At 74.1% G+C, this 15240-nt stretch carries 11 protein-coding genes; 6 read left to right on the top strand and 5 right to left on the bottom strand.

Annotated features, from left to right (window positions below; genetic code table 11):
* Positions 1-208 precede the first annotated feature (208 nt).
* A complete protein-coding gene (locus tag ACFWJO_RS33290) occupies positions 209-994 on the top strand; it encodes a hypothetical protein (protein ID WP_386871270.1) in 786 nt (261 codons plus the stop codon).
* Positions 995-1072: 78 nt separating this feature from the next.
* Here the strand turns inward: ACFWJO_RS33290 and ACFWJO_RS33285 are convergent, their stop codons facing one another.
* Together ACFWJO_RS33285 and ACFWJO_RS33280 are read right to left on the bottom strand one after the other, a co-directional pair.
* A complete protein-coding gene (locus tag ACFWJO_RS33285; protein ID WP_386871268.1) occupies positions 1073-1456 on the bottom strand; it encodes a hypothetical protein in 384 nt (127 codons plus the stop codon).
* A 125-nt stretch (positions 1457-1581) separates the two neighbouring features.
* Positions 1582-3027, bottom strand: a complete 1446-nt coding sequence (locus ACFWJO_RS33280; RefSeq protein ID WP_386871266.1) for a glyceraldehyde-3-phosphate dehydrogenase — start codon at positions 3025-3027, stop codon at positions 1582-1584.
* Between the two features lie 253 nt (positions 3028-3280).
* On the opposite strand from ACFWJO_RS33280, the gene ACFWJO_RS33275 reads away from it, so the two are divergent.
* Positions 3281-4015, top strand: coding sequence for an esterase/lipase family protein (locus tag ACFWJO_RS33275; protein ID WP_386871264.1), 735 nt, complete (start codon positions 3281-3283; stop codon positions 4013-4015).
* Between the two features lie 86 nt (positions 4016-4101).
* Here the strand turns inward: ACFWJO_RS33275 and lysA are convergent, their stop codons facing one another.
* Together lysA and ACFWJO_RS33265 are read right to left on the bottom strand one after the other, a co-directional pair.
* Complete coding sequence (lysA, locus tag ACFWJO_RS33270) at positions 4102-5625, bottom strand: diaminopimelate decarboxylase (RefSeq protein ID WP_386871262.1); 1524 nt, start codon at positions 5623-5625, stop codon at positions 4102-4104.
* A 14-nt stretch (positions 5626-5639) separates the two neighbouring features.
* Positions 5640-6008 (bottom strand): SAV_915 family protein, encoded by a 369-nt coding sequence (locus tag ACFWJO_RS33265; RefSeq protein WP_386871260.1) that lies wholly within the window; start codon positions 6006-6008, stop codon positions 5640-5642.
* Positions 6009-6297: 289 nt separating this feature from the next.
* On the opposite strand from ACFWJO_RS33265, the gene ACFWJO_RS33260 reads away from it, so the two are divergent.
* The 4 genes from ACFWJO_RS33260 to ACFWJO_RS33245 all read left to right on the top strand — a co-directional run bounded on the left by ACFWJO_RS33260 (position 6298) and on the right by ACFWJO_RS33245 (position 11998).
* Positions 6298-7455: a hypothetical protein gene (locus ACFWJO_RS33260; protein ID WP_386871258.1), complete on the top strand. Its 1158-nt coding sequence runs from the start codon at positions 6298-6300 to the stop codon at positions 7453-7455.
* A gap of 102 nt (positions 7456-7557) precedes the next feature.
* Positions 7558-8175: a phosphoribosylanthranilate isomerase gene (locus ACFWJO_RS33255; protein WP_386871257.1), complete on the top strand. Its 618-nt coding sequence runs from the start codon at positions 7558-7560 to the stop codon at positions 8173-8175.
* A gap of 159 nt (positions 8176-8334) precedes the next feature.
* A complete protein-coding gene (locus ACFWJO_RS33250) occupies positions 8335-9057 on the top strand; it encodes an alpha/beta fold hydrolase (RefSeq protein ID WP_386871255.1) in 723 nt (240 codons plus the stop codon).
* A gap of 427 nt (positions 9058-9484) precedes the next feature.
* A complete protein-coding gene (locus tag ACFWJO_RS33245; protein WP_386871254.1) occupies positions 9485-11998 on the top strand; it encodes a SpoIIE family protein phosphatase in 2514 nt (837 codons plus the stop codon).
* Here the strand turns inward: ACFWJO_RS33245 and ACFWJO_RS33240 are convergent.
* Positions 11970-15173, bottom strand: coding sequence for a HAMP domain-containing protein (locus ACFWJO_RS33240; protein WP_386871252.1), 3204 nt, complete (start codon positions 15171-15173; stop codon positions 11970-11972). The two genes, ACFWJO_RS33245 and ACFWJO_RS33240, sit on opposite strands and share 29 nt — an antisense overlap.
* Positions 15174-15240 lie beyond the last annotated feature (67 nt).

Raw genomic sequence — 15240 nt, 5'->3', positions numbered from 1 at the left:
ACCGCCGCCGCGAACGGAGCGATCTTCGCCTCCGCCAGCGCACGGACCGACTCCCGGAGCATCTCGTGCTCCTCCGGCAGGCGATACAGATCGAAGTCCTTGGCCATGGTCTGCGGCTCCCCTATAACAATGCTTGTGGCATGTGTGGCACTGAGTACCCTCAGCAAAACACACTCAGTGCCACGATGCTAGTGGCTAGGGTGCCGACATGAACACGCAGGGAGACGAGGGGCAGCTCCAGATCTACGAGACGGAGGAGAACGGGCCGGGCTGGACGCGCTGCGTCGTGCGCTGCGTCGGGGGAGTGGTCCGGCGGGGCGACCGGCTCGACGGCGGACGCCTGACCGTCGACCGCATCGACGCGTACATGAAGGTCGACGTGGACTTCGTCGACGCCGCGCATGCCGCACGGGTCCTGCTCTCTGGCCCAGGCGTCTCCGGGCTGCGCCGCTCGCTCGTCATAGGGACCGCCGGACCGCGTCTGTACGGCTACACCGGACCGCCCGAGATCCGCCGGGCCGTGGGCTGGGACCACCCCGGGGGCCCGGTGATCGGCGCCGCCGCGGACTTCGCGGCCTGGGCGGCCGTGCAGTCCGCCGCCGACCTCGCCGAACCCTTCACCTACGTCGTCGACGCGCGGGGGCGGCTCCGGCTCGCGCCCCGCCGCAGCGAGCACGTCGCCTGCGCCGGCGGCGGCTGCGTGCGCGCCGCCGGCGAGATCACCTGGGAGCCGAGCCCGGCCGGCGGCTGGTCGGCGGCCGAGGTGAACAACTTCTCCACCGGCTACGCCCCCGACCCCGAGTGCTGGCCCTCGGTCGCCGCCGCCCTCGAGACCGCCGGCCTGGGACACCCCGGCCGCTTCACCCACGCGGTGACCTTCCGGCGGTGCCCCGCACCCGACTGCGCACAGCTCAACGTCGTACGCGACGGGCTGTACGTGTGCGCGGTGTGCGGGGCCACGCTGCCGGCGGAATGGAACGCGGCGGCGGAGTGAGAGGAGCGCCGCAGCGGCGGGGGAGCGGAGTGGCTGCGGGTCTCCGCCAGGGCCGCGGGCGGGTGGTCGCGTCGTCCCTCAGTGGCGGACGACGCCGGTGCTCTCCCCGCGCAGCACGGTCTCGCCGTGCTGGTTGGTGATCTCCACCTCCAGCTCGAGGCCGGTACCGGACCGGACCTCGCTCAGCGCGCGGACCGTCACCGCCGCGGTGATCGTGTCGCCCGCCCAGACCGGCCGCACCAGCTCCCAGCTCATCCGGCGCGCGATGAAGTCGAGCCGCCCGCCGATCTCGGTGGCGAGGGACGCGGTGAACAGGCCGTGCGCCATCGCCCTTCCCTGGTCGGGGAGATGGTGCCGGCCGCGGTCCCCGACGAGTTCGGCGAAGGCCGCGATCGCCTCGTCGGTCACCGTGCGTTCGGCGCGCAGCACCTGACCAACCTTCAGATCAAGGTTCTCCGACACTCTGTTCCTCCAGACGGGCGTGCGACGGACATGACGGCGCCAGTCTGTCAGCCCCCGGAAACGCCGGACGGCGGCGGGGCGACTGCCCCACCGCCGTCCGGTGTGCGCTCAGGCCGTGCGACGGATCAGGCCGCCGGGGCCGGGAACGTCGGGTACTCGACGCCGGAGACGTGCTGGACGACCCGGATGACCTGGCAGGAGTAGCCGAACTCGTTGTCGTACCACAGGTACAGGATCGCGTTGTCGCCGTCGACCTTGGTCGCGCCGGCGTCGACGATGGAGGCGTGGCGCGAGCCGACGAAGTCCATCGAGACGGCGTCGGGGGCCGTGGTGAAGTCGATCTGTCGCTTCAGCGGCGAGTGCAGCGAGACGTCGCGGAGGTACTCGAGGACCTCCTCGCGGGTGGTCTCGCGGCCCAGGCGCAGGCTGAGGATCGCGATCGAGACGTCCGGCACGGGGACGCGGATCGAGCTGCCGGTGATCGGCGCCTTCAGGTCGGGCAGCGCCTTGGCCACGGCGGAGGCGGCACCCGTCTCCGTGATGACCATGTTGAGCGGCGCGGAACGGCCGCGGCGGTCCGCCTTGTGGTAGTTGTCCAGCAGGTTCTGGTCGTTCGTGAACGAGTGGACGGTCTCCACGTGACCGCGCAGCACGCCGAACTCGTCGTCCATGGCCTTCAGCGGCGGCACGATCGCGTTCGTGGTGCAGGACGCGCAGGACAGGACCTTCTCGTCCGGCTTGATCGTGTCGTGGTTGACGCCGTGCACGATGTTCGGCACGTCACCCTTGCCGGGCGCGGTCAGCACGACCTTGTCGATGCCGGGGCGCAGGTGCTTGGACAGGCCCTCGCGGTCGCGCCACTTGCCGGTGTTGTCGATGAGGATGGCGTTCTCGATGCCGTACGCCGTGTAGTCGACCTCGGACGGGTCGTTGGCGTAGATCACCTTGATCGTGTTGCCGTTGGCGACGATCGTGCCGTTGGCCTCGTCGACGGTGATGGTGCCCTGGAACTGGCCGTGGATGGAGTCGCGGCGCAGCAGCGAGGCGCGCTTGACGAGGTCCTGCTCACCGCCGCCGCGCACGACGATGGCGCGCAGGCGCAGACCGTTGCCGGAGCCGGCCTTCTCGATCAGCAGGCGGGCGACGAGCCGGCCGATGCGGCCGAAGCCGTACAGGACGACGTCGCGGCCGTCACGCCGCTCGATCTTGTTGGCGCCGGTGGCGCCCGCGACGGCCTCGGCGGTGAACTCGGCGACCGACAGGCCGCGGTCGTCGGCCTTGTACTCCGCGGCGAGCATGCCGATGTCGATCTGGGACGGGCCCAGGTCGAGCGTGGTCAGGGTCTCCAGGAACGGCAGCGTCTCGGTGACCGAGAGCTCCTCGCCGTCGATCTGGCGCGCGAATCGGTGGGTCTTGAGAATGCTGACCACCGACTTGTTCACCAGGGAGCGGCTGTGAACGAGGACCGTGACGTCCTGCTCTCGGTGCAGCTTCCCGATGATCGGAATCATGGACTCCGCGATCTCCTCGCGGTTCTTCCAGTTTGTGAACGAGTCCTCGTTGACAGTCACAGTGCATCTTTCGAGCTAGGGAGTGCTCATATGCTAACCCGCCCGATCGGATGTGCGGCAGGGGGCCCCTGTGTGGTTCTGGCCACGGGGCTGCGGTGGCGAGTTTCCGGCGGTAACATCACGGCCGCACAGGCCTGACACACCGTCACCTGATGCGGCATCAGTCGAGCTCGGCCGAGACCGGTCGGGCTCGGCCTGGACCAGCCGGACTTGGCCGGGACCAGCCGCGTCACCAGCCCCAGGAGGCCCACCGATGCGCCGCCCTGCCGCTCAGCTCTCCGTCCCGCCCGTCCCGCCCGTCCTTTCTGTCCTTTCTGTTCTGCTCGCCGTGGTCGCCGCCGTCCTCGCGGGCCCCGCCGCCCCGGCCGAGGCCCGTACCGCCGCCGCCGCGGCGGCGCCCCGCCCGGTGATCCTCGTCCATGGCTACAACGCCGACCCCGGAGTGTGGGGGAGCCTCGACACCCGGCTCAGAGCCGCCGGATACGGCGACGGGCAGATCTTCCGCTGGGGCTACGACACCCACCAGTCGGTCAACGAGGTACTGGCCGGCCGCTTCGCCGCGTACGTCGACGAGGTGCGGCGGCAGACCGGCGCCGACCGGGTCGACGTCGTCGCCCACTCCTTCGGCAGCCTGCCCACCCGCTGGTACGTGAAGTACGGCGGCGGCACCGCCACCGTGGCCCACTGGATCTCCCTGGCCGGCCCCAACCACGGCACGAGCGTCGCCTGGGCCTGTGCCCTGTGGGACCAGGCCTGCCGGGACATGACGCCCGGCAGCTGGGTCCAGAAGAAGCTCGCCGAGGGCGACGAGACCCCGGGCACGGTCGGGTACGCCACGTTTTGGTCGAACTGCGACGAGGTGATCAACCCCGACGACAGCGTGCCGCTGAGCGGCGCGACCAACCATCCGGCGGGCTGCCTCGACCACAATGCGCTGCTCGGCGACGAGGCGGTGGGCAGGGGAGTGCTGGCCGCGCTGGGCGGCTGAGGGCGTAGGGGACGTCAGACCTGGACCCGGGGACCCCGGCCGGGGGCCCGGCCGGGGGCGGGCCGCGCGGCGGTGCGGCGTACCGCTCAGAGGCCCACGTCCCTCGCGCGCAGGTCGGCCGGCGTCTCGCGGCGGACGAGGAGGCGGCTGGTACCGGCGGAGACCGCGACGACCGGAGGGCGGCCGACCAGGTTGTAGGCGGACGCCATGGACAGGTGATAGGCGCCGGCCACCGGCACGGCGAGGAGGTCGCCCGGGTGGACGTCGGCGGGGAGCGGGACGTCGTCGGCTAGCACGTCGCCGGCCTCGCAGTGGCGCCCCACCACCGTCGCCCGCACCGTGGCCGCCGCCGTGGAGCCGCGGCCGATCAGCCGGGGCGCGTAGCGCACCCCGTACAGCGCGGGGCGCGGGTTGTCGCTCATGCCGCCGTCGACGGCCACGAACACCCGTTCCGGCGTGGTCTTCACGGCGAGGACCCGGTAGACGGCGACACCGGCCGGTCCGACGATCGCCCGGCCCGGCTCGACGATCAGCCGCGGCACGGGCAGTCCCGCGCCCGCGCAGCTCTCGGCCAGCTCCGCGCGCACCTTGCGCGCGAGCGCGGTCAGGTCGAGGAGCGGGTCGCCGGGCCGGTACGCGATGCCGTGGCCGCCGCCCAGGTCGAGCTCGGGCAGCACCACGCCGTGCGCGTCGCGCGTCCTCGCCATGAGACCGACCAGCCTGCGCACCGCGACGAGGTACGGCTTGACGTCCGTGATCTGCGAGCCCAGGTGGCAGTGGAGCCCGGTGAGTTCGAGCCGCGGCTGGTCGAGGATGCGGGCGACCGCGTGCTGGGCGTGCCCGTCGCGCAGCGAGAGCCCGAACTTCTGGTCGTCCGTACCGGTGCGGATCTTGGCGTGGCCGCCCGCGCCGATGCCGGGCGTGACCCGCAGCAGCACCTTCTGGCGACCGTGCGGGCCGACGGCCGCGGCGATCCGGGCGATCTCCGACGGGCTGTCGATGACGATCCGGCCGACCCCGAGCCGCAGCGCGGTCCGCAGGTCCTCCGGCGACTTGGCGTTCCCGTGCAGCAGGATCCGCTCGACGGGGAAGCCGGTCGTCACGGCCAGCTCCAGCTCTCCGGCGGAGCACACGTCGAGCCCCAATCCCTCCTCCTCGACCCAGCGGGCCAGGGCGCGGCAGAGGAACGCCTTGGCGGCGTAATGCACTTCGGCGCCGGGAAACGCGCCGAGGTAGCCGCGGCAGCGCTCGCGGACCTCGCCCTCGTCCAGGACGTAGACGGGCGTGCCGTGGCTCCCGGCGATCTCGTCGAGGGCGACCCCGCCGACGAGCACCCGCCCGTGCGGGCGGACGACGGCCGAGGCGGGCCAGACGGACAGCTCACCGGCGGCGCCGGGGGCGGACCCGGGGGCGCACCCGGAGGCGCGCCCGGGGGCGGACGCCGAGGCGGGCTCGGAGGACGGCCCGGAGGCGGAATCGGGGGACGACGCGGAGGCGGACCTGGAGGCGGGCTCGGGGGACGACGCGGAGGCGGGCCTGCAGGCGGAGGCGGAGGACGGCCCGGAGGCAGGCCCTGAGGCGGTGGCGCGCGGAAGCGGTGCGATGGTCATGGCGACGGCTCCCCTCAACGCGCGGACAGGGACGCGGGTACGCACGCGACGGGCACCGCGCCCGTCGTGTCCGCGCCCATGGGCGCGGCGGCGCTGCTCGCCGCGGCCGTCAGGGTGGGGTCGACGGTCAGTGCCTCGACGCCCAGCGGCCGGACGAGGGCCCGTAACGCGGGCTCGGCCAGCGCGATCCAGGGCTGGTCGGGCCCGAGGACCGCCCGCAGCCCTCCGGGCGTGGTGAAGGCGACGGCGGTACGGCCGCCGGGCGGGGTACGGAAGAGGCGGGCGGCGCAGCCGTGGGCGACCGGCCGGACGGGTACGCAGAGCCGTCCGGCCGGCACCCGTTCGACAGGCTCGGCATCGTCTCCGTACAGCGTGTGGGTCATGGTGGTCCCTCCCCGGGAACGGGGCGCCCCGCGCCCGTCGCGCCGGGGCCGCACTCCCGAAGCTAAGCCCGGTCCGGCCCGGTCCGGGAGCACCCCTGATGCGTCTCTGACGGTCACTTGACGCGATCGGCACGGCAGCCGACGACGGCTGACCGGCGGTTGGCGACGTCCGACCCGGAAGTCGGCGACGCCTGACGCGGCGGGCGGGAATGGCCGGGTTCGGACGGGGAGCCGACCGGATTCCGGAATCCCTTCGAAACCGTCCCGCCCGGCCTGGCAGGCTTGCGTCGTGACGTACGTCGTGACCGTGGATACGTGCATACCGGACGACACCTCCGACCTCGACGCGCTCGGCCGCTTCGGCGCCGCCGTCCTGCTCGAGCGCGGCTTCGGCTCCGTGGCCGGCGCCGAGGGCCCGGACGGGGTGGAGGTGGACGTCCTCGACGTGACCGTGGCGCCCCACGCGCGCGGCGCCGAGCTGACGGTGACCGCCCTCGCGCCGTCCCTGGAGGTCGCCGAGGACGCGGTGGGGGCCGTGGCCCAGGAGGTGCTCGACCGGGAGGAACCGCTCGCCGGATGGCTGGTGGTGAGCAGCGAGGTGCGGCTGCACACCGACCGCGCCCGGGAGAGCCTGGCGGCGGCCGACGGGCCGGACGTCCCGCCCAGCGACCCGGCGGCCCGCAGGGCCCGGCACGCCGCCGCCAGGCGCGGCGGCCAGCCGGGCCACGACGGCGCGGGCGGGCAGGGGGACGGGTACGGGTACGGGGCCGGGGACGGAAGCGACGAGGACGGCGTGTGGTCGGACGTCGTCGAGGACGCCCCCGACCCGGAGACCGAGATCCGGGCCGCGGCCGTACGGCTCCGCTCCTTCGAACCCGACGTCTTCGGCGCGAGCCCCGACACCGCCGAACTCGCCGCCGGCGCCCTGGTCCACGCGGCCGAGGTGCTCATCGACGAGCTGTACGACGACGTGCAGGCCCTCGCCGACGAGGACACCGACGTCGCCGGCTGCCAGGGGCACCTCTGGCACCTCGACCGGCTGCCGGTCCAGCACGCGGCGCGCTACGACGAGCCCTTCGCGCGCCGGTTCCTGGTGACCGCCGTCGCCCTCACCACCCGCTTCACCGACGGGGGTTTCCGCCGCCTCGGCTGCCTCGCGGAGGAACTCGTCCTGAGGTTCCTCCTGGAACAGGCCCGTGCGGCCCTCGATCTGTACGGCCTCCTGGACGACGACGTGGTGGCGGCGCTGGAGCGCTTCCACTCCCATGTCCGCGCGGAGGCCGGCATCGGTGCGGACCCCGGCCCGGAACCGCCGCTCCTGGGCTTCGGCACCTGGTTCACGCCGTTCGGCGAGGACTGTTACGTCCACCCGTACGCCGCCGACTCCGCCGACTCCTCCGACTCGTCCGGCGAGGAGGAGTCGGCCGAGGAGCCGGAGGGCGCCTGAACCGGACGCCGGCACCCGTGCTGCCTGCCGATGTGCGCCCGAGGCGCCGGTAGGCTCGGGCGGACCGTCGGGAGGGCTCGGCGGGGGCACGGAGGAGAGACAGTGTTCGTCAAGGTGTGCGGGCTCGCCACGACCGCCGACGTCGACGTGGCCGTCGAGGCGGGGGCCGACGCGGTCGGCCTGGTGATCAGCGGGACCAGCGTCCGCGGTCTGACGCGCGACCGGGCCGCGGCGCTCGCCGCCCACGCCCGCGCCCACACGCCGGACCGGGTCCTGTCGGTCCTCGTCGTCAACGACACGCCCGCCGCCGAGGCCGCGGCGCTCGCCCGCGACCTGGACGTCGACGCCCTGCAGCTGCACGGCCCGTACAGTGAGGCCGACTTCGCGGCGGCGGCTTCCGTCTTCCCCCGGCTGTGGCGCGCCACCTCCCTCAAGGAGCGGCCGGACACCCGTGTCGGCGCCTACGGCGAGGAGGTCCTGCTGCTCGACTCGCCCCGGGCCGGCTCGGGCGCCCGCTGGGACCTCTCCCTGCTGGACGCGGCCCGACCCGAGGGCACCTGGCTGCTCGCCGGCGGCCTCGCCCCCGAGAACGTCGCCGAGGCCGTCGCCGCGGCCCGCCCCTGGGGCGTGGACGTCTCCAGCGGCGTCGAGTCCGCCCCCGGCGTGAAGGACCACGACCGCGTCCGCGCGTTCGTCGCCGCGGCGAAGTCCGCGGGCTGAGCCCGCGCCGGCCGCGGGCTTCGCCCACGGGGTTGCGTCGCTCGCACCCCCATCCCGTGACCGGGCCGTCGTCAGCCGTCGTCAGGGACATCCCACTGTCAGACCCTCCCGCTAGCGTGCGGACCGCCAGACCCCGCACTCGCTCCCGGAGGATCGCTCATGGACATCCTGCTCATCGCCGGACTGTGGCTGGACGGATCGTCGTGGGACGACGTCGTGCCCGAGCTCACCGAGCTCGGCCACCGGCCCGTGCCGCTCACGCTTCCCGGGCAGGGTGACGGCGCCGCCTCCGCCACGCTCGACGACCAGGTGGCGGCGGTACTCGACGCCGTCGACGCGGCGCCCGGAAAGCCCCTCGTGGTCGGGCACTCCGCCGCCGCGAGCCTCGCCTGGGCCGCCGCCGAGGCGCGGCCCGGGAAGGTGGCCGGGGTCGCCCTGGTCGGTGGCTTCCCCGCCTCCGACGGGCGGCCCTACGCCGACTTCTTCCCGGTCCGCGACGGCGAGGTTCCCTTCCCCGGCTGGGAGGTGTTCGAGGGCCCGGACGCCGCGGACCTGGACGAGGACGCCCGGAAGCGCCTCGCGGCCGCCGCGGTCCCCGTCCCGGAGGCGGTCACCAGGGGAGTCGTACGGCTCGCCGACGAGCGCCGCTTCGAGGTGCCCGTGACCCTCGTGTGCCCGGAGTTCACGCCGGCGCAGGCCCGCGAGTGGATCGCGGCGGGCGAGAGCCCGGAGCTGGCCAAGGCCGCCCACGTCGACTACGTCGACCTCGACTCGGGCCACTGGCCGATGACCACCCGCCCCCGCGAACTCGCCCGCGTCCTGGCCGACGCCGCGGACTCCCTTGCCGACGCCCAAAACGTCGGCCGGGGAGCCGAGGGCTGAGCGCGCCCCACCTGCGCCCCACTCGCACCCGGCCCGCGCCCCGCCCGCGGCCCACCTGCGCCCCACTCGTACCCGGCCCGCGCCCCGCCCGCGGCCCACCTGCGCCCCACTCGCGCCCCACCTGCGCCCCACCCGCACCCTCCCGGTCCTGCCCGCCCACCGAGCCGCCGCCTGCCGCTCGGGCCCCGCCGAACCGCCCCCCTTCCCGCCTCACCCCCTCCTCCGGCCACCCGTACGGCGCAGCCTTCGCCATCGTGCCCCGAGGCGGCCGCGCGTCGCCGGGACCCGTGGGCGGTGCGACCGAGCCGCCGGGCGGGGCGGCTCGGGGGCCCGTCGCGGGCGCCGGGGCGGGGCCTCGCCCCGGGGTCCGCGAGGGTTCGCGCGAGTAGACTCCGAGGAGGTACGAGCGCCTGCTCCGGAGGTCCTCTTGACCGGTTCTGCGGAGCCCAAGGGCACGCCCCCAGGGGCTCCCCACCATGGTGAGCCCGGCTTCGCGGGTCTGGCCGCGGAGAACCTGCGGCTCCGGTCCGAGCGCGCCCGCCGGCACCTGACCGACCTCGCCACCGGCGTCCTCGCCGCCCAGCTCGGCGTCTCCACCGTCGACGCCGCCGAGCACCTTTCCGCCCTCGCCGCCGCCACCGGGCTGTCCGCCGAGGACCTGGCGGCGGACATCGTCAACGCCCTCGGCGCCCCCGTGGGCCACCGCGGCTCCCCGTCCGCCCGGACCGACGCCCGAGCCGACACCCGGAGCGGCACGCGGATTGCCGAGGCCGGCCCCGGCGGGACGGCAGCCGAGGACGGGACGGGCGCGGTGCGTGGCGAGGCGCCGGTCGTGCTCGCGCGCCGGCTGCGCCGAGCGGCCGCTGCCGCCGAGACGGCGGACGACGTCGGCGAAGCCGCCCGTACCCTCCTGGAGGGCGGTCTCGGGCCGCTCGGCGCGGACAGCCTGTGGCTCTGGCGGTGCACCGACGCCGGCTGTCTGCGGCTCGCCGGGCACGCCGGCGTCGGCGCCACGGAGGCGGTGGCCTGGTGGTGGATCCCGCCCGCCGCCCCGGAGCCGATCCGCCGCGCCCTCGAAGGCAACACCCCGCTGTGGCTGGCCGACGGCCCCGGCGAGGGAGCCGTCCTGCCCGGGGCCCGGCCGGGCGCCGCCCGGGCCCTGCTGCCGCTGCGCCGGCGCGGCGCGGCGACCGGTCTCGCCCTGGTCGGCTGGCCCGGCCCCGTCGACTTCGACCCTGCCCTGCGCCGGGCCGTCGCCGGACTGATGGACGTCGTCGTCACCGTCCTCGACCGGCCCGACAGCCAGGCGGCCGACGCCCCCGTGCTCGTCGACCTCCTCGACGCCCTCACCCACCCCGCGGTCCTGCTGCACACCGGCACGACGGCCGAGGTCCTGGTCGTGGAACACGCCAACGAGGCCGCCGCCGTCGCCCTGGGCGGCCGCCTCCTGACCGACGACCGGACCCTGACCCGGGTCTTCCCGCACGTCCACAGCGCTCTCGACCGCCTCGCCCGGCGCGCCCGCCACACCCGCCACCCCCAGCACGCCGCCCACCTGCCCCTCGGCCGCCCGGCGGACGCCGCACCGGACGGGGTGCCGGAGGAACAGGACGCGCTGCTCGACGTCCGCGTCCTGCCGGCCGGAGCGGACCGGTGCGTGGTCCTCTGGCACACCGCGGGTGACCCCGGCCTGGCCGTCGGCCGGGCCGTCGCCCGCCTGCAGAGCGTCGCCACCTTCCAGGACAGCCTGACCGGCGGCGACACGGTGTGGTCCGAGCAGGCGTACGGGATCTTCGGGATGTCCCGCGACGAGCCGCCGCTGCCGCTGCTCGCCCTGCGCGCGCGGGTCCACCAGGAGGACGGAGAGGCGCTGACCGCGCTGCTCAGGGCGCTCACGGAGCGCCGTTCCGGTGCCCAGACGGTGCTGCGGGTCGTGCTGCCCGAGGGCTCCGTGCGCCATGTCCGGGTCGCGGCCGAGCCGCTGCTCGACGGCAACGCCGTCACCGGCTTCGTCGGCGTCTACCAGGACGTGTCGGCCACCCGGCGCACCGAGCTCGCCCTCACCGCGACCTTCGACCACCTCAACGCCGTCCGCAGCCAGGCGGAGCTGCGCCACCAGCTCGCCCTCCAGCTCCAGCAGGCGATCGTTCCGGAGGCCACCGCCCTGCGCGAGCTGCCCGGCGGCCTCACGGTGGCGGCCCGTTACCGGCCCGCGGCCGAGGAGTACCAGGTGGGCGGCGACTGGTACGACGTCCTGACGCTGCCGACCGGCAAGGTCCTGCTGGCCGTCGGCGACATCGCCGGGCACGGCATCGAATCGGTCACCGGCATGGTCGCCCTGCGCAACGCCCAGCGCGCCCTCGCCTTCACCGGCAGGCCGCCCGCGGAGCTGATGGGCTGGCTCAACGAGGTCACCCTGCGCACCAGCGGCGGTTCCACCGCCACGGCCGTGTGCGCGCTGTACGACCCCGAGGACGGCGGCCTCGTCTGGTCCAGCGCCGGCCACCTGCCGCTGCTGCTCATCCGCCACGGCCGGGCGCGGCTCCTCGAACCGCCGCAGGACATCCTGCTCGGGGCGGTTCCCGCGTACGCGTACGAGGAGCGGCGCACCGAGCTGGAGCCCGGGGACACCCTGCTCTTCTACACCGACGGCCTGGTGGAGCGGCGCCACGAAGGACTGGGGCCCGGGCTCGCGAGGCTCCTCGCGGTCGCCGGACGGCTGGCCGGCCGGGAGAGCCCGGAGCTGCTGGTGGACGCGCTGCTCGGCACGGCACTCGGCGACACGGACGACGACACGAGCGTCGTCGCGGTACGGCTGCGCCGCCCCGGCGAAGCAGCACCGGAGGGTGTGGGGCCGGAGCGCACGGGACCGGAGGGCGCGGGACCGGAACGCGGTGGACCGGACCGGAGGGTCAGGCCTCCAGGCGACGGTGGATCTTGACCAGGAGTTCCTTCTCGTCGACGGGCTTCGCCAGATAGTCGTCGGCGCCCGCCTCCAGGGCGCGGGCCCGGTCGCCGGGCATCGCCTTCGCGGTGACGACGACGATCGGCACGTCGGCGCGGTCCGGCAGCCGCCGGATCTCCTCGATGGTCTGGTAGCCGTCCATCCCGGCCATCATGACGTCCATCAGGACCAGCCGTATCTCCTCGTGCCCGCCGAGCAGTTCGATGGCACGCCGACCCCCGTCGGCGGTCAGCACCCGCAGTCCGTGCGCCTCGAGGACCTGGGTGAGCGCGAAGACGTTCCGGATGTCGTCGTCCACGAGGAGGACGGTGGGCCCCGGTCCCGCGTGCGCCGCGGCGCCGGGTTCCGAGGCCGAGGCCGGCTCGGACACCGCCGCCGTCCCGGGACCGGTCCCGGCCGCCGTGCGGGACGAGGTCCGCTCCGGCAGGTGGAAGGTGAAGCGGCTGCCGCTGCCCGGTGTGCTCTCGACCTCGATGGTGCCGCCGACCAGCCTGGCCACCTCCCGGCTGATCGACAGGCCGAGCCCGGTTCCGCCGTACTCGCGCGCGCTGGTGCCGTCGCCCTGCTGGAACGCCTCGAAGATGTTCCGCAGCCGGTCGGAGGGAATGCCGATGCCGGTGTCCTCGACCCGGAAGGCGAGCACCGGCCGTTCGTCGCGCAGCGCGGCCGGTATCTCGTCCGGCGGGGTGTGCTCGACGGTCAGCGACACCTGGCCGGCGTCGGTGAACTTCAGCGCGTTGGACAACAGGTTGCGCAACACCTGCCGCACCCGTCCCTCGTCGGTCGTCAGGTACGCCGGTACGTCCGGGGCGACGGTGACGGTGAACTCCAGGCCCTGCTCGTCGGCGACCGGCCCGAAGGTGGCCTCCAGGTACTCCAGGAGCTGGGACAGCGCGAACGGCTCGCGCCGCACCTCCATCTTGCCCGCCTCCACCTTCGACAGGTCGAGGATGTCGTTGATCAGCTGGAGCAGGTCGGAGCCCGCCGAGTGGATGACCTCCGCGTAGTCGACCTGCTTCTCCGTCAGGTTGCCTTCGGGGTTCTGGGCGAGCAGCCGGGCCAGGATGAGCAGGCTGTTCAGCGGGGTCCGCAGTTCGTGGCTCATGTTGGCCAGGAACTCGGACTTGTACATCGAGGTGCGGGACAACTGCTGGGCGCGGGCCTCCAGTTCCTGCCGGGCCTGCTCGATGACCCGGTTCTTCGACTCGATGTCCTCGTTCCGCTCGGCGAGCAGCTCCGCCTGCTCCTGCAGCTCTTCGTTGGAGCGCTGCAGTTCGCGCTGCCGCGCCTGCAACTCCTGGGTCCGCAGCCGTAGTTCGTTGGCGAGACCGCGGAACTGGGCGAGCAGTTCGTCGGTGCGCAGATTCGCCACGAGAGAGCTGAGGACGGCGCCCGCGCTCACCACGAAACGGTCGAGGAAGTCACGCTGGAGGGCGCTGAAGGGCTGCAAGGAGGCGAGTTCGACGGCGCCGAGCACCTGGTCCTCCACCACGATCGGCAGGATGATCAGCGCGGCGGGCTCACCGGTGCCGACGGCGGAGCTGATGGTGGCGTAGCCCTCGGGCAGCCGCTCGACGAGCAGGGTGCGCCGGTCCCGCGCCGCCTGCCCCACCAGCCCCTCGCCGAACCGGAAGCGGCGCGGCGGACCGCCCGGGCCGACCGGCAGTCCGTACGAGGCGGCGAGCACCAGATCGGGCCCGGCCGTCCCGGCCTCTTGGTGCCGGCCGTCCTGCGGGTCATGAACACCCTGCGCGTCGTGAAGGCCCTGCCGGTCGTTAATGCCCTGCCTGTCATGAAGACCCTGGGCGTCGTGAATGCCCTGCCGGTCCTCCAGGCCCTGGAGGTCCCGGACGTCCTGGCGGTCCCGGAGGTCCTGCCCGTCCGGGCGGTCCTCCCGGTCGCGTCGCGTCTCCCGGCCCTCCCGGACCCGGGCCTCCTCCGGTTCCACCGTGAGGAAGAAGGCCCCGTACTGGGCCGAGACCAGCGGCGGCACCTCCGTCATGATCAGTTCGGCGATCTCCGGCAGCCCACGGGTGCCCTGGAGCAGCGCCGTGGTCCTGGCCAGGTTGGTCTGCAGCCAGTCCTGCTCCTCGTTGGCCCGGGTGGTGGCCCGCAGCGACTCGACCATCGCGTTGATGTTGTCGCGCAGCTCGCCGACCTCGCCCGGCGCGTCGACCGTGATCGACCGCGTCAGGTCGCCCTCGGCGACCGCGCTGGTGACCTCGGCGATCGCCCGCACCTGGCGGGTCAGGTTGCCGGCCAGCTCGTTGACGTTCTCCGTGAGCCGCATCCACGTGCCGGAGACGCCCTCGACCTCCGCCTGGCCGCCGAGCTTTCCCTCGGTGCCGACCTCGCGCGCCACGCGGGTCACCTCGGCCGCGAACGACGACAGCTGGTCGACCATCGTGTTGATCGTGGTCTTGAGCTCCAGGATCTCGCCCCGGGCCGATACGTCGATCCGGCTGGTGAGGTCGCCCTGGGCCACCGAGGTGGTCACCTGGGCGATGTTGCGCACCTGGTTGGTCAGGTTGTCGGCCATCGAGTTGACGTTGTCGGTGAGGTCCTTCCAGGTGCCGGAGACCCCGCCCACCCGGGCCTGGCCGCCGAGCTTCCCCTCGGTGCCGACCTCGCGGGCCACCCGGGTCACCTCCTCGGCGAAGGAGGAGAGCCGGTCGACCATGGTGTTGATGGTCTCCTTCAGCTCCAGGATCTCGCCGCGCGCGTCCACCCGGATCTTCTGCGTGAGGTCGCCGCGCGCCACGGCGGTCGCGACCTGCGCGATGGAGCGCACCTGCGAGGTGAGGTTGTCGGCCATCGTGTTCACGCCGGTGGTCAGCTCCCGCCACACGCCGCTCGCCCGCGGTTCGTGCACCCGCCCGCCCAGCAGGCCCTGCCCGCCCACCTCGCCGGCGACCCTGGTGACCTCGGAGGTGAGCAGGGAGAGCCGGTCGACCATGTCGTTGTAGACCGACGCGATCTCGCCCGGGACGCCGCCGGAGCCCTCGGGAAGCCGTACGGACAGGTCGCCGTCCCGCACGGCCGTCAGGCCGTCGAGGAGCCGTCGGAGACCGTCGTCGTCGGAGCCGCCGTGGTCGCCGTGCGTTCCCTGGCGGTCCTTCGTGCGCTGGTGTGCGTGTCTGCGCTGTGCCATGAGGCCTGCTCGGCGGGGTCGGACGCCCCGCCCATCCACTCTAGGACCGCCCGGCGCCGTAAGCCTC

Origin of the sequence: Streptomyces sp. NPDC127092 (assembly GCF_042722475.1) — a bacterium.
GTDB lineage: Bacteria > Actinomycetota > Actinomycetes > Streptomycetales > Streptomycetaceae > Streptomyces.
Note: the sequence above shows the minus strand (reverse complement) of the source record. Positions and strands in the feature narration are given on the sequence as shown.

What these genes read in the sequence shown, in the direction of transcription:
- ACFWJO_RS33290 (WP_386871270.1), top strand. Translation starts at nt 209, where the DNA reads ATGAACACGCAGGGAGACGAGGGGCAGCTCCAGATCTACGAGACGGAG.
- ACFWJO_RS33275 (WP_386871264.1), top strand. Translation starts at nt 3,281, where the DNA reads ATGCGCCGCCCTGCCGCTCAGCTCTCCGTCCCGCCCGTCCCGCCCGTC.
- lysA (WP_386871262.1), bottom strand. Translation starts at nt 5,625, where the DNA reads ATGACCATCGCACCGCTTCCGCGCGCCACCGCCTCAGGGCCTGCCTCC.
- ACFWJO_RS33265 (WP_386871260.1), bottom strand. Translation starts at nt 6,008, where the DNA reads ATGACCCACACGCTGTACGGAGACGATGCCGAGCCTGTCGAACGGGTG.
- ACFWJO_RS33250 (WP_386871255.1), top strand. Translation starts at nt 8,335, where the DNA reads ATGGACATCCTGCTCATCGCCGGACTGTGGCTGGACGGATCGTCGTGG.
- ACFWJO_RS33240 (WP_386871252.1), bottom strand. Translation starts at nt 15,173, where the DNA reads ATGGCACAGCGCAGACACGCACACCAGCGCACGAAGGACCGCCAGGGA.